The organism is Solemya velum gill symbiont, assembly GCF_002020255.1.
Classification (GTDB): Bacteria; Pseudomonadota; Gammaproteobacteria; order Chromatiales; family Chromatiaceae.
Window position 1 is genome coordinate 151,093 of the sequence record NZ_MPQG01000003.1, and the last position, 20,102, is coordinate 171,194.

Below are 20,102 nucleotides of genomic sequence, written 5' to 3' on the forward strand. Positions count from 1 at the left end.
GAAAACTGCTACTAACGAGAAAAAAATACAAGAAAATGATAGATATGTATTTTAAAACAGTAAGTCAAAGCATGTAACTAATTGAATAGACAAAATTAATAATATTTTTTAATTGTTATAGGACAATCATACTATTATTCGTTTTTTCACTGTGAAATGTTGGATAAATTGAATTACCCCTGCTCAGATGGAGAGTAAAACATGAAAATCCTGATTCTGGCCGCTGTTTTTGGCCTTGCCGTACTTTTCATTCGATCATGGCTGAGGCTATTGCAATTCAAGCCACCCGAGCAGTCAGGCAAAGAGAAGAAAGCACAAATGGTCGCATGTGAAAAATGCGGCCTGCATGTACCACTCGAGATGTCATTCGAGGTTGATGGAAAATACTACTGCTGCCGTGATCATGCAAAGGGATGATTTCTTCTGAACAATAGGTGCATTGTCACCAGGTTGGCTACAGTCACCGGGCCGACACCCGCTAGCAATCAATTGAAAAAAATCTGATCCGTTCTCACTGAAGGCAACATTTGCGAGGCACTGCTTGCTGATTTAGTGCGTACGTTTTTTGGAAAGAAACATCAGCGACAAGACGCCGGCAGGTACCGTCCAACCACTCCACCCACTGCAGGTGCGGTGCATTCCCAGTCGGTTGTCCCTGAGCTACTCTGCGGTACGATTGCTATCTGGTTGTCTGCACCAACCAGGGCTGTATCAATATAGATCGTAATCGTACCTGTCACTGAAGTACTGATTTGATCGACATACAGGCTACGCGGCGACCCTGCACTACCACCCTCACCACATCCCCACGAGTCTGGCGTTGCCTGCGTGGTAGTCCCTTCCTGAAACTTCTCTGAAATAACCTGTTTACAAGATCCTGAAAGCATCAGACCTTCTGACACTTTTGCTCGAACTGCGAAATCGTTGTATGCAGGTAAGGCAATTGATGCAAGGATGGCGATAATGGCAATCACCATCATTAATTCTATCAAAGTGAATCCAGCAGCCCTCTTGGTCCAGCTCTTTAACATGCCCGATCCCTAATATGATCTCTTCTCTATTCAAGAAGTATTTTTTATATATGCAGGATAGCGTAATACAATTCACCAGCAACGATTACTGATAAATTTAACCTGCAATATAATCACTGTCAAACCAATTATGTATACAATTATGTTACGCGTTATTTCAGCATAGCACCAGTTAACTACAAGCAGTATATATGTATATATACATTAGTCGCGACACCCCGGTTGATCACCTTAGCTACGGATTGAATGCCGCATACCAGCGACCTCACTGCGTACTGGATTCAGACCACCTTAATACAACAGGATACCGTCAAACACATCGCCGCCTGATTCCATGCGCAAAAAAGGCAGCCAGGCTGCCTTTTTTGCGCATTGATTAAATTAATTTTAATCGCTGCAAGTAGATGGCAAGTATTTTGTGTCAACACCACCAGATGCAGCCGGACCACAAGACCAGGTTCCACCAACAGTTGCCGGTACGCCGAGTACGATTTCATTATCATCGCCTGTCAGGTCTGTATCAAAATGAATAGTAATATTACCACTCGTATCGGTTGCCAACTGATCAACATAGTCAGTTATTGGAGATGTAGAAGAACCACCCTCGCCACAGTTCCAGTCATCTGCATCATTAGACACACCACTCTGCCTGGCCTCTTCTACTGACGCTTTACACTTACTGGCCAGCATAATACCTTCTGAAACCTTGGCGCGAACCGTGTAGTCCTGATATGCGGGCAATGCCAGTGCAGCAAGAATACCAATAATGGCAACCACAATCATCAGCTCGATCAGTGTGAAACCCTGCTCTTTTCTGACCTGTTTGTTTACGTCTTTCATTTGAATAAACCCCTTGTTTAAGTATTTCAATATCTTAGTTTCAGCATGATGAGTCTCAAGCATCACCACTGCCTATATTGTTGATTATGGACATCCAACACCACTGGAGTCAACAAAAGTTCTCATCCGGAGCGCCTTCGACCAAAAAACCAGTCAAATCAATGCTCCCATAAACTTTAGTCTAGCATAATATATAATGTTCAATGCAATAAGAAAGATTCTGTTTTAATTTTTTAATCCGACATTCCTAACAGTGGAAATATGCAGGTTAATGCATTAACCTGAACACTAGGCATGTAAAGAGATTCCGGCATCTCAACAATCTCCGGTAACACCGTTTAAGTACAGGAAAAACCATGGCACTGACTGGACTGGTAAAACATCTGCATAAACGCGGACTCATAAACAAAGAGGACGCAGAAAAACTAATCGAAGAATCACGCCAGACAGACACATCCCAGGTTTCACTGCTACTCAAGTCCGATGACTTTACCCCTCGAAAAATCAGTCTTCTGATCTCGGATGCCTACAGCCTGCCTTTTCTCGATCTGGACTCCATCATTGTTCAGGATATGCCTCTCAACCTTCTGCCCGAGGAGTTCATCCGTTCACGGCGCGTGATGCCGCTGCACCAGCACGGAAGAACCCTCTTTATAGGTATTACAGATCCTGTCTCACTTGAGGCGATTGAGCAGATCTCCTTCAAGACCGCACTCTCGACCAGGCCGGTAGTCATTGACGATGATGCGATGAAAGCGCTTCTCGACTCTGACATGTTCAAGGGTGATGAAGCAGCGTTCGACGCGCTCGATACAGCCCATCTTGATAACATCGAATTCGACGCAGGTGAATCAGAGGACGATGAAGAAGAGCAGGTCTCTTACAGTGATGATGCGCCTATCGTACGCTTCATTAACAAAATCCTCGTCGATGCAATCAACAGTGAAACCTCGGATATTCACTTTGAACCATACGAAAAGTTTTACCGTATCCGCTACCGTCAGGATGGCGTTTTGCGTGAAGTCGGCAGACCCCCTATCACAACTGGCGCACGGCTTTCATCACGCCTGAAAATCATGGCAAGGCTCAACATCACGGAAAAACGCATCCCGCAGGATGGTCGTATCCGTTTGCACCTGTCGAAACACAGGTCGATCGATTTTCGTGTCAATACCCTGCCTACTCTATATGGTGAGAAGGTCGTGCTGCGTATACTCGATCCAAGTACCGCCAAACTCGATATTGATATTCTCGGCATGACAGATGAGCAAAACAAGCTCTACAGGGAAGCCATCGGGCGTCCATACGGCATGATCCTGGTCACGGGTCCTACCGGTAGTGGTAAAACCGTAACTCTCTACTCGGCGATGAACAAAATTAACAAACCCGGAACCAATATCTCTGCCGCAGAGGATCCGGTAGAAATCCCCCTGGCGGGGATTAACCAGGTCAATGTCAACCCCAAGGTTGGCTTGACCTTTGCCAGTGCTCTGCGAGCATTCCTGCGTCAGGATCCGGATATCATCATGGTGGGTGAGATTCGTGATATTGAAACCGCCGAGATTGCCGTCAAGGCAGCACAAACAGGCCACCTGGTTTTTTCAACCCTGCATACTAATGACGCACCCCAGACCCTGACACGTCTAGCCAACATGGGACTGCCGCCCTATAACATTGCCGCCTCGGTTCTGCTGATAATGGCACAGCGTCTCGTGCGCGTCCTCTGCCCACACTGCAAGGAACCCGAGAGCCTGCCTGATGAAGTTCTTCTCGAAGAAGGTTTCTCACTCGAGGACATCAAAAAGGGCATCAATCTTTTCAAAGCGGTCGGCTGTGACAAGTGTACCGAAGGCTATAACAGTCGTACCGGTATCTTCCAGCTTCTGCCTGTCAACGAGGCGATGCAGAAGATGATTCTTGAAGGCGGTACAACATTGGAGCTGGATGAACTGGCTGAAACCCAGGGTGTATGGAACCTGCGTCGTTCCGGCCTTGAGAAGATCAAGCAGGGATTCACCAGTCTCGAAGAAATCAACCGCGTCACCCTGGATTAATAACAAGCATGGCAAAACAACCGAAAGACTCCCAATCTCCCGTCAAGACAGTAGAAATAAAGACCTACAAGTGGGACGGGAGAGACAGTCGGGGAAAAAAAGTTTCAGGCGAAGTACAGGCAAAGGACCTCAAGCAGGCCAATGCCCAGCTGCGCAAACAGAACGTAACCCCTAACAAGCTCAGTATCAAGAAAGATACACTTCTGACCAAGCTCTCTGAAAAGTCCATCAAGAGCAGGGACATCACTTTCTTCACGCGCCAGTTATCCACCATGATTGATGCCGGTGTTCCATTGGTACAAGGCCTGTCAATCATCGCAGGCAGCCATGATAACCCCTTGTTCAAACGCATGGTCGACAGCTTGCGTACAGAGATCGAGAGTGGCTCGACTCTCTCAGATAGTATGACCCATTTCCCGAAATATTTTGATACGCTCTACATCAACCTGATCAAGGTCGGTGAGGATGCAGGTATTCTCGAAGAGGTGCTGCGGAAACTGGCTGACTACCGGGAAAAAACCGAAAGCCTGAAAGCCAAGGTCAAGAAAGCAATGATCTACCCGGCAGCGGTCATCACTGTCGCTATTACCGTAACCACGATCATCCTGATCTATGTTATCCCGCAGTTTGAGAAAATCTTTACATCTGCAGGGACCAATCTACCTCTCCTCACCCGGGTCGTTATCAACGCCTCCCATATCATGGCCGAATATGGATGGTTAATGCTGATCGGCATCGCCACGATGTTCATTCTTTTCATCAGGTCATGGAAACGCTCTCCAAAGTTTCAGCGAACCGTTGGTCGCCTGCTGTTGAAAATGCCAGTACTTGGCGAGATCATGCTGAACTCCTCGCTCGCACGTTTTTCCCGTACGCTGGCGACAACGCTTGCCGCAGGTGTACCCATCGTCAAATCTCTTGTTTCAGTTTCCGGGGCAACAGGCAACGCTGTGTTCACGGATGCCGTCCTGCGTATGCGTGACAGTGTATCCACCGGTCAAACACTCAACTTTGCCATGACCCAGGAACCGCTCTTCCCGAACCTGATGCGACAGATGATTGCCATCGGTGAAGAGACAGGTGCTCTCGAGTCACTGCTTGGGAAAATAGCTGACTATTACGACGAGGCTGTTGATAACGCGGTTGATTCTCTCAACAGCCTGCTCGAACCATTAATCATTGTCGTTCTCGGTGTTATCGTCGGTACCCTGGTTATTGCCATGTACATGCCGATCTTCCAGTTCGGTAATGTTGTCGGATAACAGGACTGAATTGGACTGATGCAGGATTTACAACTTGTGCCATTGCCACTCATCCTGGTATTTGCCTGCATCATAGGACTACTGGTTGGCAGCTTTCTGAATGTTCTGATCCTGCGCTTGCCAGCAAGGATGAAATACAGCTGGAGACAGGAGTGCGAGGAGTTTCTTGGCAAAGAAGTATCAACAGAGGATGAACCACCAGGGATCATTCTGCCCGCTTCGCACTGCCCGACATGTAAGACCCGGATCAAGCCCTGGCACAACATACCAGTCATCAGTTACCTGCTGCTACGTGGCAAATGCCACACTTGCAACACATCGATCAGCCTGCGCTATCCTTTCATCGAGCTTCTGACTGGCCTGCTGACGCTTTACGCAATCATCCACTTTGGAGTAACTGCACAGGCACTCGCCGCGATTATTCTTGTCTGGGCATTGATCGCCCTGACTTTTATCGACATCGATGAGCAGTTACTGCCCGACAGCATCACGCTTCCGTTAGTCTGGCTCGGTCTGTTTATCAACACCCAGTCCCTGTTTGCATCACCAGTCGATGCCATCTATGGAGCCGTTTTCGCCTACCTGCTGCTCTGGAGTATCTACCACCTGTTTCGACTGGTTACCGGCAAGGATGGCATGGGCTTCGGAGACTTCAAACTCCTCAGCCTGTTTGGCGCCTGGTTTGGCTGGCAACTACTGCCGCAGATACTGATCATCTCATCACTTTCCGGAGTACTGGGAGCTGTCATCCTGATGCTTGCCGGCAAGGCGCGCATGGGCAAAGCTCTGCCCTTCGGCCCCTACCTTGCACTCGGCGGACTCATCGCGCTCTTCTGGGGCAACGAGATCAATACCTGGTACCTTGGCATCTCGGGCCTCGCCTAGCATGTTGCATGTCGCACTGACTGGCGGCATTGCCAGCGGAAAATCTGTTGTCACCGACCTGTTCGAAAAACTCGGCGCTGAAGTTATTGATACGGACCTTATCAGCAGGGAACTGGTAGAACCCGGCAATCCACTGCTGAAACAGATTTGCGAACTCTTTGGTGAAGATATCCTTGATGAGTCACAGGCACTCGACCGAGCCAAGCTGCGTCAACGTATTTTCAATAACAACGAGGAACGAATCGCCCTGGAGGAGTTACTCCACCCTGCGATCAGGCAGCGTGTCTATGAACGCATTGCCGAATCCGACGCAGACTATGTCATTGTCGCCATCCCTCTTCTGACAGAAACCCGCTATCCGTACGAGCTTGATCGCATTCTTGTCGTTGACGCACCACGACAGCAACAACTGGAACGACTGGTTGAACGCGACAAATTATCCGGTGAAGCTGCCAGAAAAATGGTTGAAGCACAGTCGGACCGGGAAGTTCGGCTTGCAGTTGCAGACGATATCATCACGAATGATGACAGTATCTATGCACTGAAGCAGAAGGTTGAGGAGTTGCACAAACACTACACCCGACTAAGCCAAGCGACCACAAGTGAATAAGGCCGCTTTTATTTAGGGAATAAATCGAGCACAATAGCTATGACAGGACTGCAATCAGGATACTGCTGAACAAGTGGCAAAGAATATTACATTCGAACATCCTCTCAACGAGCGCACGCGTCTGTTGCTGCGACTTGCGCACCTGTTCGACCAGCTCTCAGCATTCCAGCCACGTGAGGAGCAGGTTGATTCGCGCGTTGCAGTCAATGTTCTGTTACAAATCTCTTCAATTCTTTCCCGTTCGGATATCAAGTCAGAAGTCATTAAAGAGCTTGAGCGCCACATGACTAACCTGGTGCGCATCAGCCAACACTCTGATGTCGACATGAGCCGCCTGGACTCTGTTGTCAGCCAGCTCGAAAATAACCTCAGCGGACTTCACAACATCTCCTGCCAGCTCGGACAGGAGCTACGTGATCACGAATTACTTAAATCGATAACGCAGAGAACCTCAATACCGGGCGGGAGCTGTGACTTTGATATGCCTGTTTATAACCTCTGGCTACAGCAAAGCGCACAAGTACGCTGTAAGCAGTTGAAGGAATGGATGGCCCCTCTTGAACCATTGCAGAATTCTGCAGCCCTTCTTATTGACCTGATCAGGACCAGCAGCAGACCTGTCAAGGAAGTTGCCGAACAGGGATTCTTCCCGCAATCACTCGACAGGAAAACACCAGTGCAGATGCTGCGCGTAACCATACCCGTCAAACTGGGACTGATTGCTGAAGTCAGTGGTGGGAAGCACAGATTCAGCGTACGTTTTCTGAAAGTGGACAGCTTTAAGGATCGCCCTACACAAACAACTGAATCAGTTCCCTTTGAGTTAACCAAGTGCGTCTTCTAGAACAGGCCAAATCCCACTGATACCTGCGATACCCTGGGCACCTGCCTGCCATGCCCGTTCAATGTCAGACTCACTCATACCACCTAGCGCATAAACCGGCATGGTGACATTTTCAGTCATTTGACCAAACATGTCCCAGCCCAGTGGTGCTGCATGTGGATGCGACAGCGTTCTCTGCACCGGCGAGAGTGTGACGAAATCGACATTCAGCACAACCGCCTGCATGAGTTCTTCATGCGTATGACAAGAGGCAGCAACCATTTGGGCAGATGACAATGGACGCTGGTCGAGCGCCATCAGGTCAGCCGCGCGCAGATGCACACCGCAGCCAAGCTCATCAGCCATCCCAACCTCTTTAACCAATAGGGCAAGTTCTGTATAGCGATCCAACATCTGTTGTGCAATCTCGATCACTTGCGCGTGACTGTGTTCAAGCAGGCGCAGCTGTAACAGAATCAGCTCCTGCCGGGGTACTTTTGCGGCGATGAAATCAAGACGCCGCATCAATTCAACACGATCAATACCAGGCGGAGTCACCAGGTAGCGGGAGGGCAATTCTAACGCTGTGACAATTGGCTTGTCGGCTGGAGGCAATGGATAGCGTGCAAGGGAATCAGGCTCAACCCAGGCAATCTCCTGCCCTTCCCGCCCGGACGCCTCACCGTGCCACCGATCAACAAGATGAACATCGAGCAGCACTTCACGATCAGGATACGCATGCCTGACCTGTATCAGGGGACGGTGGGTCTCAACCAGGATGCCAAGCTCCTCGTCAATCTCGCGCTTGAGGCCATCCGCAAGGGATTCGCCAGGTTCAAGCTTGCCGCCGGGAAATTCCCATAACCCGCCGAGATGCTTATCATCAGGGCGACGCGACAGCAAGATACGTCCTGCCTGATCACGGATAACTGCTACAGAAACATGTAGCATGTGAATAGTGAGCGAGCGATCAAATCAGCTTCGATACTCGGCATTGATCTTAACGTAGTCGAACGACAGGTCGCAGGTCAATACGAGACTACTCGCATCACCACGCCCCAGTTCAATATGAATGGTATAGGCATCCCTATCCATAACGGCTTGTCCTGCCTCCTCGGTATAACCGGCATCACGCCCACCGCCTGACACAATCAGAACATCATCAAGCAGAATACGTACGGCATCGAGATCGAGCGCTTCAACACCCGCCCTGCCGACAGCCGCGAGGATTCGGCCCCAGTTCGGATCGCTGGCAAACATTGCCGTTTTGACTAATGGTGAATGCGCTACCGTGTAGGCAACATCCCTCGCCTCCTCAACACTTGCAGCACCGCTGACATGAATTTCGACCAGCTTGGTTGCACCTTCTCCATCCTTGACGATGGCTCTTGCGAGCTCCATGCAGACGTCGAGAACTGCGGAGCACACGGTATTACCGGCGGAGCTTTCAAGGTCATCAACCACGACATCGCTACAGCCGGTTGCGATCAGGACGCAGGCGTCATTGGTCGAGGTATCACCATCGACAGTAATGCTGTTGAAACTTGGGGCGACCGCCTCATTGAGGCACTGCTGCAGCAACTCTTGCGGCATTCCTGCATCAGTTGCGACATAGGCAAGCATGGTTGCCATGTCCGGACGAATCATGCCAGAACCCTTTGCCATACCAGTGACTGTCACTTCGCTATCACCAACTTTGACTCTCCTGCTCACCAGCTTGGCGACTGTATCAGTCGTCATGATAGCTTGTGACGCACGCTGCCAGCCTTCCTCTTGCAAGCCTTCAAGCAATGAAGGAACCGCTGCAGCAATTGCCTGCGTATTGAGATCTTCGCCAATTACGCCTGTTGAGAATGGTGCAACCTGGCTGAGTGCGCAGCCGGCGGCGGCTGCAAGTGACTTGCAGGATTCACGCGCTGCTCGCAGACCGTTATCGCCGGTTCCGGCATTGGCATTGCCGGAATTAACCAGCAGGTATCGCGGTGTACCAGCCTCAAGATGTTCACGCGCAACAGTTACGGGAGCAGCACAGAAGGCGTTGCGGGTAAAAACAGCAGCTATGCTGGCGTCATCAGCCAGCTCAATTGCAACCAGGTCATCGCGTCCACTGTAGCGAATACCTGCAGCAACACTTGCTAACCTGATACCTGCAACCGGGTAAACCTTGTCAGTGGCTGTCATGCGCAGGCTTCCTCAAGATAGCTTACCGTGACACTGCTTGTATTTTTTGCCGGAGCCACATGGGCACGGCTCGTTGCGGCCAATCTTGCGTTCATCACGCACAAATGGCTGATGCTCTTCCTCAGATGGCTCTGACTCCGATTCAGCTGACGCGCTGTCACCAAGGCCTTTGAACTCCTGGTGCATGAACTCCATCTGCTTTGGCGCTTCATGCGGCACATCCAGAGGAGATGTTTGCTGAATACGAACAAGTGACAGCGTCTTGATAACATCGACCTTGATCGTATCGAGCATTGCCGAGAACATTTCGAATGCCTCGCGCTTATACTCCTGCTTGGGATTTTTCTGTGCATAGCCACGCAGGTGAATTCCCTGGCGCAGGTAATCCATCGCCGCAAGGTGCTCTTTCCAGTGCGTATCCAGCGTCTCAAGCATGATGCCCTTTTCGAAATTTCGCATCTGCTCGGCACCGGCCAGCTCGACTTTCTTGTCGTAAATCGTGTTGAGCATCTCCAGCAGTCGACCCCGCAATGTCTCCTCATGCAGGTCGTGGTCTTCATCAAGCCACTTCTGTAGCGGGGCTTCCAGTGCGAATTCACGCTTCAGCGCCTCTTCGAGGCCGGGCACGTCCCACTGCTCCTCAAGACTCTGCGGAGGAAAATAGAGGCTGATGGTATCGTTGAGCACTTCCTCGCGCATTGCCAGGATGGTGTCATAGACATCTTCCATATCCATCAGGTCGTTGCGCTGTGTATAGACAACTTTACGCTGGTCATTGGCGACATCATCGTACTCGAGCAGTTGCTTACGAATATCGAAGTTGCGCCCTTCAACCTTGCGCTGGGCATTCTCAATCGCCTTGTTAACCCATGGGTGCTCAATCGCCTCGCCTTTATCCATGCCCAGCTTTTGCATCATGCCGGAAACTCGATCAGATGCAAAAATACGCATCAGGCTATCCTGCAACGAGAGATAAAATCTGCTTGAACCGGCATCACCCTGACGTCCCGAACGACCACGCAGCTGATTATCGACACGGCGTGATTCGTGGCGCTCTGTACCGATTACGTGTAAGCCGCCAGCTTCAAGGACCTTGGCATGACGCTCCTGCCACTCTGACTTGATCTTCTCAACTTGCGCATCTGAAGCATCATCATTCAGCGCCTGCAGTTCAGCATCAAGACTGCCGCCAAGAACGATGTCGGTACCACGACCCGCCATATTGGTTGCAATAGTAACCGCACCCGGACGACCGGCATCCTCGATAATATGCGCCTCGCGCTCATGCTGTTTCGCATTGAGCACCTGGTGTGGAATCTTGCGTTGATTCAGCAGTTTCGAAATCAGTTCTGAAACCTCGATCGAGGCAGTACCAACCAGCGAGGGCTGGCCACGTTTAACGCAGTCGCGAATATCCTCGATAATCGCCTCGTACTTTTCATCCGGTGTCAGGTAGACCAGGTCTGCACGATCATCACGCGTCATTGGCTTGTTGGTCGGGATAACAACCACTTCAAGACCGTAGATCGACTGTAATTCAAAGGCCTCGGTATCGGCCGTACCAGTCATTCCCGAGAGCTTGTCATAGAGGCGGAAAAAGTTCTGGAAGGTGATCGATGCGAGCGTCTGGTTTTCCTTCTGGATCGCCACACCCTCTTTCGCCTCGATCGCCTGGTGCAGGCCCTCGGACCAGCGACGTCCGGGCATGGTTCGGCCGGTAAATTCATCAACGATGACAATTTCACCGTTTTGAATAATGTAGTCGACATCCTTCTGGAACAGCACATGTGCACGCAGTGCTGCGTTGACATGATGCATCAGCATTATATTCTGCGTATCGTAAAGGCTGGTTTCCGGATCCAGCAAACCTGCATCTGCCAGCGTCTGCTCGATATGCTCATGACCTTCGTCACTGAGAAAAACCTGGCGTGCTTTCTCGTCCACCGAGTAGTCACCCGGACCAAAATCCGGTTCGCCATCTTCATTCGTGATCGGATCCTGGCGCGTCAGGGCCGGAATCAGCTTGTCGATGCGGGAGTAGATTTCCTGATCACCCTCGGCAGGCCCCGAGATAATCAGAGGCGTCCTGGCCTCATCGATAAGGATGGAGTCAACCTCGTCAACCACGGCAAAACTGCGAGAGCGCTGCACACGCTGCTCTGCATAGAAGGCCATGTTGTCACGCAGGTAATCGAAACCATACTCGTTGTTCGTACCGTAGGTAATGTCAGCCTCGTACGCCTCTTTACGCGTAGCGTAGCGCAGGTGAAGATAGCCACCCTCGTCACCCTTGTAATCAGCATCGAAGAGAAAAGACGCTTGGTCAGGATTCAGACCGGACGACTGAATGATGCCCAGCGAGAGACCAAGAAAATTATACAGGCGCCCCATCCACTCACCATCGCGGCGAGCCAGGTAGTCGTTGACGGTTACAACATGTACACCATTACCATCCAGCGCATTGAGATAGACAGCCAGGGTTGCAACAAGTGTCTTACCCTCACCGGTACGCATCTCGGCAATCTTGCCATCGTGCAGAACCATGCCGCCAATCATTTGCACATCAAAGTGGCGCATACCAAGCACGCGGCGACTCGCTTCGCGTACGGCAGCAAAGGCCTCCGGCATCAATGCATCGAGTGATTCGCCGGCCTCGTGGCGTTCCCTGAACTCAGTGGTCTTCGCCTTCAGCTGCTCATCGGAAAGCGCTTCGAATTGAGGTTCGAGATCATTGATTTGCGCAACTGTCTTGCGCATACGTTTGACCAGCCGGTCATTACGGCTGCCAAATATCTTGGAAAGTAGCTTTGCCATTATCTATCCGTCACAAATTTCAGCCGCTGATGATACCGTATTCGCGGCCATGAGACACGAAGATTGGGGCAGATTTGCCAAAAAACAGGAGGAAATCGCATAACTTAGCCGAAACCGGCTATTTCTGATAGAAATGATATCCCGGCTGGAATCTGTGCCGGGCAACAGATTCAGGATTTGTCGACGTGCTTGATGAATTTTTTAGGGTTGACTGCAACGCCGTCCTTGCGCACTTCGAAGTGCAGGTGCGTACCGGTGGCCGAGCCTGTGCGGCCCATGAGGGCAATTTTCTCACCCTTTTCGACAAGATCGCCCTCGCCAACCAGAAGCTTGCTGTTGTGTGCATAGCGAGTCAAATAGCCATCGGCATGGCGAATCTCAACAAGGTAGCCATAGCCGCTCACGTACTTGGACTTAGTAACAATACCAGGAGCTACTGCAAGAATTTCTGTCCCTCTCCTGCCCGGGAAGTCGACTCCCAGGTGCATTTTCCGCTTGCCGGAAATAGGATGGATACGACTTCCGAAGCCTGAAGAGACCCAGCCACCCTTACCGACAGGTAGACCGGAAGGCTTGATCTCCCTGAGTACATCCTTATTCATCAACACCTCTTCAAGAAGTGTCAGCTGATACTCCTGCTGCTTCAGCAGGGTCTCAAAATTATCCAGCTCCGCCAGCAAGCGAATACCTGATTCACTCTCGCCGTCACTGCCGTTATCAAGTCCGCCAAGACCAGGCTCCTGGCCAAAAACAAACTCACTCTCATCGAGTTCAGCAACGCCAACCAGGTGTTCACCGACAGCCTCAAGACGCATCACCTGCGCCTGGATGGAACCGAACCTGACAGCCAGCGCGTCAAGTTCATCCTCTGCACGTTCCTGTGCTTTTATCACGGTCTGACGATCTTCGTTAAGATTATGCTGAAGCAGATCAATCTTGGTCAGCATCTCAGGGGATGCCTGCTGAAGACCGCGTTCATAGCCAAGCATGACTCCAACACCACCACTGATTGCGCCTACAACAGCAAGCACAAGCACCAGCGATACTATAGATCCTATGGAAATGCGGTTCTTTTTTGCGATCAAAGATGTCACCATGTAATTAAGCCGACCTGGTAAACACCGGTCGCCCTTATTAATTATAAATCCGAACACTTAATCATCCATGAAAAAAGAGCCCAAGAGCCTTCAGCAAATCCTGCGCAAGGCGCCATCTATCAAGAAACTTCTGCAGGAGGCAGACGCCGATCATAACCGCTTGATCCAGTTACGACAAATGGTTCCCGCGGAGCTTGCCTCCCACTGTGTCAGTGTCCACCAGCAAAAGGGGACAATGACTATCTATCTTAGCTCACCCGCATGGGCGAGCAGAATGCGACTTATATCTAAAAAACTAGCAGATAAACTGGGTGTACGCTATATATCATGCAAGGTACAGGCTTCGCGTACACAACCAAAAATCACAAATAAAATCACCTCTCGGGCTCGTCACTCAGACTTGGCCGCCGATCTTATCGAATCGTCTATCGGCCACTCTTCTGATCCTGAACTTGATGCCATCCTGAAACGCCTGGCACAAGCAGTAAGACCGAAACACTAAATAATGGTTATGCCGTCTCCGGAGTCGCCGGCCTGGCATAGGAGATTGGCGCATTCGCCTCCTCGTTGAAAGTCACCTCTTCCCAGGCATCCTGCTGAACCAGCAGCTCACGCAGCAGCTTATTATTCAGCGCATGCCCTGATTTGTAACCGTTGAAATGCCCTATCAGGCTGTGACCCAGCAGGTAAAGATCGCCGATCGCATCAAGGATTTTGTGCTTGACGAACTCGTCATCGTAACGCAGACCATCTTCATTGATGACCCGATACTCATCGACGACAACAGCGTTATCCAGGCTTCCGCCCAGTGCCAGGTTCATCTCGCGCAAAGCCTCGATCTCGCGCAAGAAACCGAATGTACGTGCACGGCTGACTTCGCGAACAAAAGAGGTGGAAGAGAAATCGATGGATGCAAAAGCAGGACGCTCAACAAAGGCAGGGTGATCGAACTCGATACCAAAACTCACCTTGAAACCATCGAAAGGCTCGAACGAGGCTCGCTTGTCACCGTCCGTGACCTCAATAGGTTTTTTGATACGAATAAAACGCTTGGCGACATCCTGCTCAACAATACCGGCTGACTGAATCAGGAATACGAAGGGTGCCGCACTGCCATCCATGATTGGAATTTCTACCGCACTGACATCAACAAATGCGTTATCAATACCGAGACCGGCAAATGCGGAGAGCAGGTGTTCGACTGTGGAGACCTTGACGCCCTCTTCATTCACAAGGGAAGTCGAAAGGCTCGTGTCACCAACGTTTTCTGCCCGTGCTTCAATGTCGACAGGCGCATCAAAATCAAGACGTCGAAAAACAATTCCTGTATCAGGGGCTGCGGGGCGCAATGTTAGCAGCACCTTCTCACCTGAATGAAGGCCGACACCAGTCGCCTTAATGCTGTTTTTCAAAGTACGCTGCTTAATCATCACGCAATGCTCTCATTATTAATTGTGCCGTGACCGAAGAACCGCCTGTAAGTGGCTGTTTCTTATCATTAGGGAATACCCTAATATTGAACACGAATTGGTTTCTCAATGCAAGCTTATCTGTTGCTTTACGAAAGAAAATTCTATTATCACCCCGTGTCCCATCGACAGGAATCGCGTAAGATTGCATCCAAACTCTCTTCCTTCGAATGAAATCAATATGACAACAAGCACCCGTGATCTGAACAACAGTTGTGATTGTGATAACTCCAGAGAAAAATTACAACCTCTGGAATCAGCACTCGATGCCCTGCTGTGTGCAGCACCAGGAATAAGCGATACAGAAACAGTGCCACTGCATGATGCGGCCGGCCGCATTCTTGCAGTCGACCTAGTGTCAGGAATCGATGTGCCACCGGCAGACAACAGTGCCATGGACGGTTATGCCATTGCCAACGCAGACTACAAGGGAGAGCCATTGAGAATCTCTCAACGCATTCCGGCGGGCATCTCTCCCGACCCTCTTGAAGCAGGTACCGCCGCACGTATCTTTACGGGCGCTTTCATTCCCGCAAATGCTGATGCAGTGGTGATGCAGGAGAACGCATCAATAGGTGAGGATGGCAGCGTCTCCTTCTGCGGCGAGATCAGGACAGGCCAGAATGTTCGCAGCAGGGGTGAAGACATTACCCGTAATGAGACCATATTAAATAAAGGTCGCAGACTGCTGCCACAGGATATCGGACTTGCTGCCTCGGTTGGTATCGGTGAAATCGAGGTCTACAGGCGCGTGCGTGTCGCTACATTCTTTACCGGCAGTGAACTGGTGCAACCGGGCAAGCCGCTTGAGCCAGGCCAAATCTACAACTCAAACCAGTCTGTACTCAATGCGCTGCTCAGCGCATGTGGCTGCGAACTGGTGAGCCTCGGCATTACTGAGGATACGCTTGAAGCTACCATAGAAACCTTCAAGCAGGCTGCCTCGGAGGCTGATTGCATTATTACCAGCGGTGGTGTCTCGGTCGGTGAAGAGGATCATGTCCGTGCAGCCCTCGAGTCTCTCGGCAAAATCGATTTCTGGCGCGTCGCCATCAAACCGGGAAAACCGGTCGTGTTTGGCCAGGTCGACGATACACCGGTTATCGGTCTACCCGGAAACCCGGTCTCTGTCTTCTCCACTTTCTGCCTGTTGGCACGCCCCTTCCTGCTGACCATGCAGCAACGTGAAGATGTGATGCCTGTTTCGTACCAGGTCAGCGCCGGTTTCGACTGGAAAAAATCGGGTTCACGTCGTGAATTCGTGCGTGCACAGCTGCAGACAGATGCACAAGGACGCCAAAGCGCGATACTTTACCCGAACCAGGGCTCAGGCGTACTCTCCTCGACTTCATGGGCGCACGGCTTCGTCGAGGTTCGGGAACATAAAACCGTCACTACAGGCGATAGAGTCGTCTTCTATCCATTCAGCGGACTTATGTCATGAGCAAATTGACACATATAAATGATAAGGGTGATGCCGTCATGGTCGATGTCTCGGCCAAGCAGGCAACAGTACGAGAGGCAAGAGTCAGCGGTCAGGTCAGCATGCTGCCGGAAACACTGAAGCTGATCATCGAAGGCAACCATAAGAAAGGTGACGTACTCGCAACCGCTCGCATCGCAGGCATACAAGCAGCCAAGCGCTGTTGGGAACTGATCCCCCTGTGCCACCCACTGCAACTATCATCTGTCACTGTTGAACTGACTACGGATGAAACCGACAACTCGGTACATATACTTGCTACCTGTAAAACAGTTGGCCCCACGGGTGTCGAAATGGAGGCACTGACCGCAGCATCGGTCGCTGCCCTGACAATCTACGACATGTGCAAGGCCGTTGACCGAGGCATGGTCATTGGTGAGATCGCCCTGCTTGAGAAGAAGGGTGGAAAGAGCGGTCACTGGAAACGCAAGTAAAAAACTGACTGACAACAACACCAGCGTAATTAACAGGACAACCACCTTTTCATCTATGGAGCACTCTATGGACACTAATCAGGACAACCCCACCCAGCCACGTATCATGAAGCCGGCTGCGATTGCCTCTATTGTATTCCTGTTCACCACGCTGATAATTTACCTGCTCTACCGCATAGCTTTTATCCACTATTTTTCACCCGGCACATCAAGTGACGACGTATTACTGATTACCCTGTATGGCATGCGACTGGATACAGCACTTGTCGCAATCGAGCTCGCGCTCATGACGCTTGTCTTTCTCCTGACACGTCATTTCCGCTTGCGCGCCTTTGTTTTAACACTGATCACACTAACCCTGATTCACATCATCCTGGGCTTATCCAACATACTTTTCTTTATGGAACGTGATCAGCACTTATGGGAGATGCTTCTCGCCAACATCACCAGTCCAGATGAAGTCCTGATCGCCATCCTTCCATTTATCCAACTCCACCCGGCGCTCATCACCACGAGCCTGCTTCTTACCGTAATGGTGTTCTATTTTTCCTATAGAGCCACACGTCAGTTGCCGGGTATGAAACTCGACCTGTGGAAACCGCGCCGTCACCTCGGTCGTGGCATCATGCTAATCCTGTTTTTCTCAATCTCCAATCTTGACGCAGTTGATAACAAGGTAAAAAAACACTGGACGCTTGGCTGGATTCCATTTCCGACAACCAGCCAGCTCTATATGCGCTTTGATGGCTACCAGACCAACCAGGCCGTGGTTAATCCGTTCCATGATTTTCTGCGCTTTTATGTACCCGCAACCTTTACCGGCATGTCATCAGACAAGACCGAACTGCTTGATCGCGAGGAAGCACTGAAGACAGGAAAAATATTGCTGGGAAATGACAGCAGCAATGAAACCTATCCACTCATGCACACGCTGAAACAACGACTTGAGCCTGGACTGAAGAACGTGATTATTATCCAGGTCGAGGGATTGAGCCAGTCGGTCATCGGACGCCGTAAGGAGGGCAGGGAAATGACTCCCTTCATGAACCAGCTCAGCCAAAAAGGACTCTACTTTGATAACATGGTGCAGAGCTTCAACGCTACCGACGGTGCTGTGTTTTCTACCGCCACCGGTGTACACAAAGCCTTCTTTAACCAGAACTGGAAATATTTCCTGCCAGTGGAGATCAACGGTTATTTCGCCTCCCTTCCCCACCTGCTGGGAACTGATCACTACCAACACTTCTCCATGCATGCCTTCCACAACCGGCGTGAACTATTCAGCAGTTTTATGAGCAACCAGGGCTACAAGTCACTCGATTACCTCGATTTTCAAGTACGCCTGGGAGGCGAAGAGGTGATGCCTGAGTTCAGCAACGGACTGGGCATATTTGACGGTTTCTTTTTACAAGAGGCTGCCGACTTCCTTGCCGCTGTCGACACACCATATACAGCTCACCTGCTCACCACCACGACGCATTCACCATGGCAAATCCCGGAAGATGCCGAGAGGCCTTTCAAGAACAAAAAAGCAAATGCCTTCCACTATCTGGATCAAAGTATCGAGTCTCTGTTCAAGACCCTCAGGGGAAATCGCACCGCTTTTGAAGAGACCCTGTTTGTTATCGTGGCTGATCACACCAGCGTACTTTATGATGAGGGCATGATGGAACGTATCAGGGTGCCACTGATTATTTACAACCCGCGTCTCGAAGTGATGAAAGACCATTGGCAGCCACACCCCGGGCACTATGCAAGCCAGGTAGATATCATTCCGACCATACTGCAGTTGCTGGATGGCAATCACATATACAGCGGCATGGGAAACAGCCTGTTACAGGAAACGCTGCCAGATGCCGGTGCCATCAGCAGCAACCGCTACGACAGCCTCTACCTCAAAGGCAACTACGCCTTGCGCTATTCACCTTTTGCAGCAACCGGAGATGAAATCCAACTATTCGAGATTCGCAATGATGAAATCATCGAGGATGACATTTCTGATACCCATCCCGATGTCGTCGAACGGCTCAGGCATGAGTACCTCTCTCTTTATGAGACCTCGGCAAGGCTCGCAAAAGAGAAGCGCTATATTCCGGTTGAGCAGGCAAATTCAACGTCTGATACCACCGCTTCAGTCAGCCGGTAGGCCGCCATGCGAAACAACCCCGAACTGACCAGGTATTGGTGTCTCTTGAATTCGTTCAACTGGCAAGAAACCCTGTGCTGCGATAACATCGGTCACACTGAGCGGAGAGAAGCGTTCGATTCCAATCCCTCCAGCTCAGCCCAACTACAGTGGTGAAAGCTTCCTCCACCACGAGACAGGTAATGGAGACGAGATGATCAGAATTTGCTACTTTGCCCGGCTCGCAGAAGAACTGGGATGCCGCGAAGAGGAACTCGATAGTGGTTTCGATACAGTGCGAGACCTTGTTGAAATGCTTAAGCAACGTGGCGAGCCATGGCAGTCGACACTATCGGACGGTAAGCTGATGGTGGCACTCAATCACACCATGGGGTCGCTCGACTCCCAACCAGCAGATGGTGATGAGATTGCTTTCTTTCCCCCTGTCACAGGTGGCTGAAGATGCCGGGCTCCGTTCGTATACAGCATGAGGATTTTGATATTGGCGCTGAAATACGCCATTTTCAACAATCACGCACCGAGATAGGAGCCGTCGCGACATTTACCGGGCTTGTTCGCGATCTCAATCTCAGCGACAAAGTCTCTTCAATGACGCTTGAACACTACCCCGGCATGACGGAAAAATCCCTTCAGGAGATTCTTGAGCAGGCGATTGAACGCTGGCAACTGATCGATGCAATGGTCATTCACCGTGTCGGCAAACTGCTGCCTGGTGACCAGATCGTTTTTGTTACTACTGCCAGTGCCCATCGTGGTGATGCATTTTCTGCATGTGAATTCATCATGGATTACTTGAAGACACAAGCGCCTTTCTGGAAAAAGGAGGAGACTGCATCGGGTAGCCGCTGGGTGGATGCGAGGGAGACAGACTCAGATGCGGCAGAGCGCTGGAAGTGACTGGCCATACCTGGCCCGGTAGAGATTCATCCCGCCGAAGTCAGTGACTCCTGAGGTCAGGCCGCTGACACGCTAG

General features: G+C 50.7%; 20 protein-coding genes. 12 read left to right on the plus strand and 8 right to left on the minus strand.

The features are described from left to right. Positions 1 to 201: 201 nt before the first annotated feature. Positions 202 to 417 carry a PP0621 family protein gene (locus BOW06_RS04265; protein WP_043115971.1) on the plus strand — a complete coding sequence of 72 codons (216 nt, stop codon included), beginning with the start codon at positions 202 to 204 and terminating at the stop codon, positions 415 to 417. A gap of 161 nt (positions 418 to 578) precedes the next feature. Here the strand turns inward: BOW06_RS04265 and BOW06_RS04270 are convergent, their stop codons facing one another. Both BOW06_RS04270 and BOW06_RS04275 read right to left on the minus strand, forming a co-directional pair. After that, positions 579 to 1,031, minus strand: a complete 453-nt coding sequence (locus BOW06_RS04270; protein ID WP_078452593.1) for a pilin — start codon at positions 1,029 to 1,031, stop codon at positions 579 to 581. A 387-nt stretch (positions 1,032 to 1,418) separates the two neighbouring features. After that, a complete protein-coding gene (locus BOW06_RS04275; RefSeq protein WP_043115974.1) occupies positions 1,419 to 1,871 on the minus strand; it encodes a pilin in 453 nt (150 codons plus the stop codon). A gap of 356 nt (positions 1,872 to 2,227) precedes the next feature. On the opposite strand from BOW06_RS04275, the gene pilB reads away from it, so the two are divergent. The 5 genes from pilB (at position 2,228) to zapD (ending at position 7,526) form a co-directional block, all read left to right on the plus strand. After that, positions 2,228 to 3,925, plus strand: coding sequence for a type IV-A pilus assembly ATPase PilB (gene pilB, locus BOW06_RS04280; RefSeq protein ID WP_078462829.1), 1,698 nt, complete (start codon positions 2,228 to 2,230; stop codon positions 3,923 to 3,925). A gap of 8 nt (positions 3,926 to 3,933) precedes the next feature. Next, entirely contained in the window at positions 3,934 to 5,187 is a 1,254-nt protein-coding gene (locus BOW06_RS04285) for a type II secretion system F family protein (RefSeq protein WP_052132016.1), read from the plus strand. Positions 5,188 to 5,205: 18 nt separating this feature from the next. Continuing rightward, positions 5,206 to 6,072, plus strand: a complete 867-nt coding sequence (locus BOW06_RS04290) for a prepilin peptidase (protein ID WP_043115977.1) — start codon at positions 5,206 to 5,208, stop codon at positions 6,070 to 6,072. Position 6,073: 1 nt separating this feature from the next. After that, on the plus strand, positions 6,074 to 6,682 hold the full coding sequence (gene coaE, locus BOW06_RS04295) for a dephospho-CoA kinase (protein ID WP_078454455.1): 609 nt from the start codon (positions 6,074 to 6,076) through the stop codon (positions 6,680 to 6,682). Between the two features lie 73 nt (positions 6,683 to 6,755). Continuing rightward, complete coding sequence (gene zapD, locus BOW06_RS04300; protein WP_043115979.1) at positions 6,756 to 7,526, plus strand: cell division protein ZapD; 771 nt, start codon at positions 6,756 to 6,758, stop codon at positions 7,524 to 7,526. Here the strand turns inward: zapD and BOW06_RS04305 are convergent. The 4 genes from BOW06_RS04305 to BOW06_RS04320 form a co-directional block, all read right to left on the minus strand. Beyond that, positions 7,506 to 8,456, minus strand: coding sequence for a Nudix family hydrolase (locus BOW06_RS04305; RefSeq protein ID WP_078454456.1), 951 nt, complete (start codon positions 8,454 to 8,456; stop codon positions 7,506 to 7,508). The two genes, zapD and BOW06_RS04305, sit on opposite strands and share 21 nt — an antisense overlap. Positions 8,457 to 8,480: 24 nt before the next feature. Beyond that, positions 8,481 to 9,686, minus strand: coding sequence for a bifunctional glutamate N-acetyltransferase/amino-acid acetyltransferase ArgJ (gene argJ / locus BOW06_RS04310; protein ID WP_043115982.1), 1,206 nt, complete (start codon positions 9,684 to 9,686; stop codon positions 8,481 to 8,483). Between the two features lie 12 nt (positions 9,687 to 9,698). After that, a complete protein-coding gene (gene secA / locus BOW06_RS04315; RefSeq protein WP_179115152.1) occupies positions 9,699 to 12,500 on the minus strand; it encodes a preprotein translocase subunit SecA in 2,802 nt (933 codons plus the stop codon). A 170-nt stretch (positions 12,501 to 12,670) separates the two neighbouring features. Further along, positions 12,671 to 13,537, minus strand: coding sequence for a M23 family metallopeptidase (locus BOW06_RS04320; RefSeq protein ID WP_179115153.1), 867 nt, complete (start codon positions 13,535 to 13,537; stop codon positions 12,671 to 12,673). Positions 13,538 to 13,664: 127 nt separating this feature from the next. Between BOW06_RS04320 and BOW06_RS04325 the strand changes: the two genes are divergently transcribed. Further along, entirely contained in the window at positions 13,665 to 14,099 is a 435-nt protein-coding gene (locus tag BOW06_RS04325; protein WP_043115986.1) for a DciA family protein, read from the plus strand. A gap of 7 nt (positions 14,100 to 14,106) precedes the next feature. On the opposite strand, the gene lpxC is transcribed toward BOW06_RS04325, so the two are convergent. Both lpxC and BOW06_RS04335 read right to left on the minus strand, forming a co-directional pair. Beyond that, positions 14,107 to 15,027 (minus strand): UDP-3-O-acyl-N-acetylglucosamine deacetylase, encoded by a 921-nt coding sequence (gene lpxC / locus BOW06_RS04330; protein ID WP_043115987.1) that lies wholly within the window; start codon positions 15,025 to 15,027, stop codon positions 14,107 to 14,109. Continuing rightward, complete coding sequence (locus BOW06_RS04335) at positions 15,020 to 15,217, minus strand: hypothetical protein (RefSeq protein WP_078454459.1); 198 nt, start codon at positions 15,215 to 15,217, stop codon at positions 15,020 to 15,022. The genes lpxC and BOW06_RS04335 overlap by 8 nt, the downstream gene beginning before the upstream one ends. Positions 15,218 to 15,247: 30 nt before the next feature. On the opposite strand from BOW06_RS04335, the gene BOW06_RS04340 reads away from it, so the two are divergent. The 5 genes from BOW06_RS04340 to moaE all read left to right on the plus strand — a co-directional run bounded on the left by BOW06_RS04340 (position 15,248) and on the right by moaE (position 20,026). Then, positions 15,248 to 16,510 carry a molybdopterin molybdotransferase MoeA gene (locus BOW06_RS04340; RefSeq protein ID WP_078454465.1) on the plus strand — a complete coding sequence of 421 codons (1,263 nt, stop codon included), beginning with the start codon at positions 15,248 to 15,250 and terminating at the stop codon, positions 16,508 to 16,510. Further along, positions 16,507 to 16,983 carry a cyclic pyranopterin monophosphate synthase MoaC gene (moaC, locus tag BOW06_RS04345; protein WP_043115991.1) on the plus strand — a complete coding sequence of 159 codons (477 nt, stop codon included), beginning with the start codon at positions 16,507 to 16,509 and terminating at the stop codon, positions 16,981 to 16,983. The genes BOW06_RS04340 and moaC overlap by 4 nt, the downstream gene beginning before the upstream one ends. Positions 16,984 to 17,050: 67 nt before the next feature. Continuing rightward, positions 17,051 to 19,129, plus strand: coding sequence for an LTA synthase family protein (locus BOW06_RS04350; protein WP_179115154.1), 2,079 nt, complete (start codon positions 17,051 to 17,053; stop codon positions 19,127 to 19,129). A 193-nt stretch (positions 19,130 to 19,322) separates the two neighbouring features. Further along, positions 19,323 to 19,568: a molybdopterin converting factor subunit 1 gene (gene moaD, locus BOW06_RS04355; RefSeq protein WP_043115993.1), complete on the plus strand. Its 246-nt coding sequence runs from the start codon at positions 19,323 to 19,325 to the stop codon at positions 19,566 to 19,568. Between the two features lie 2 nt (positions 19,569 to 19,570). Then, positions 19,571 to 20,026: a molybdopterin synthase catalytic subunit MoaE gene (gene moaE / locus BOW06_RS04360; protein WP_043115994.1), complete on the plus strand. Its 456-nt coding sequence runs from the start codon at positions 19,571 to 19,573 to the stop codon at positions 20,024 to 20,026. Positions 20,027 to 20,102: the final 76 nt, after the last annotated feature.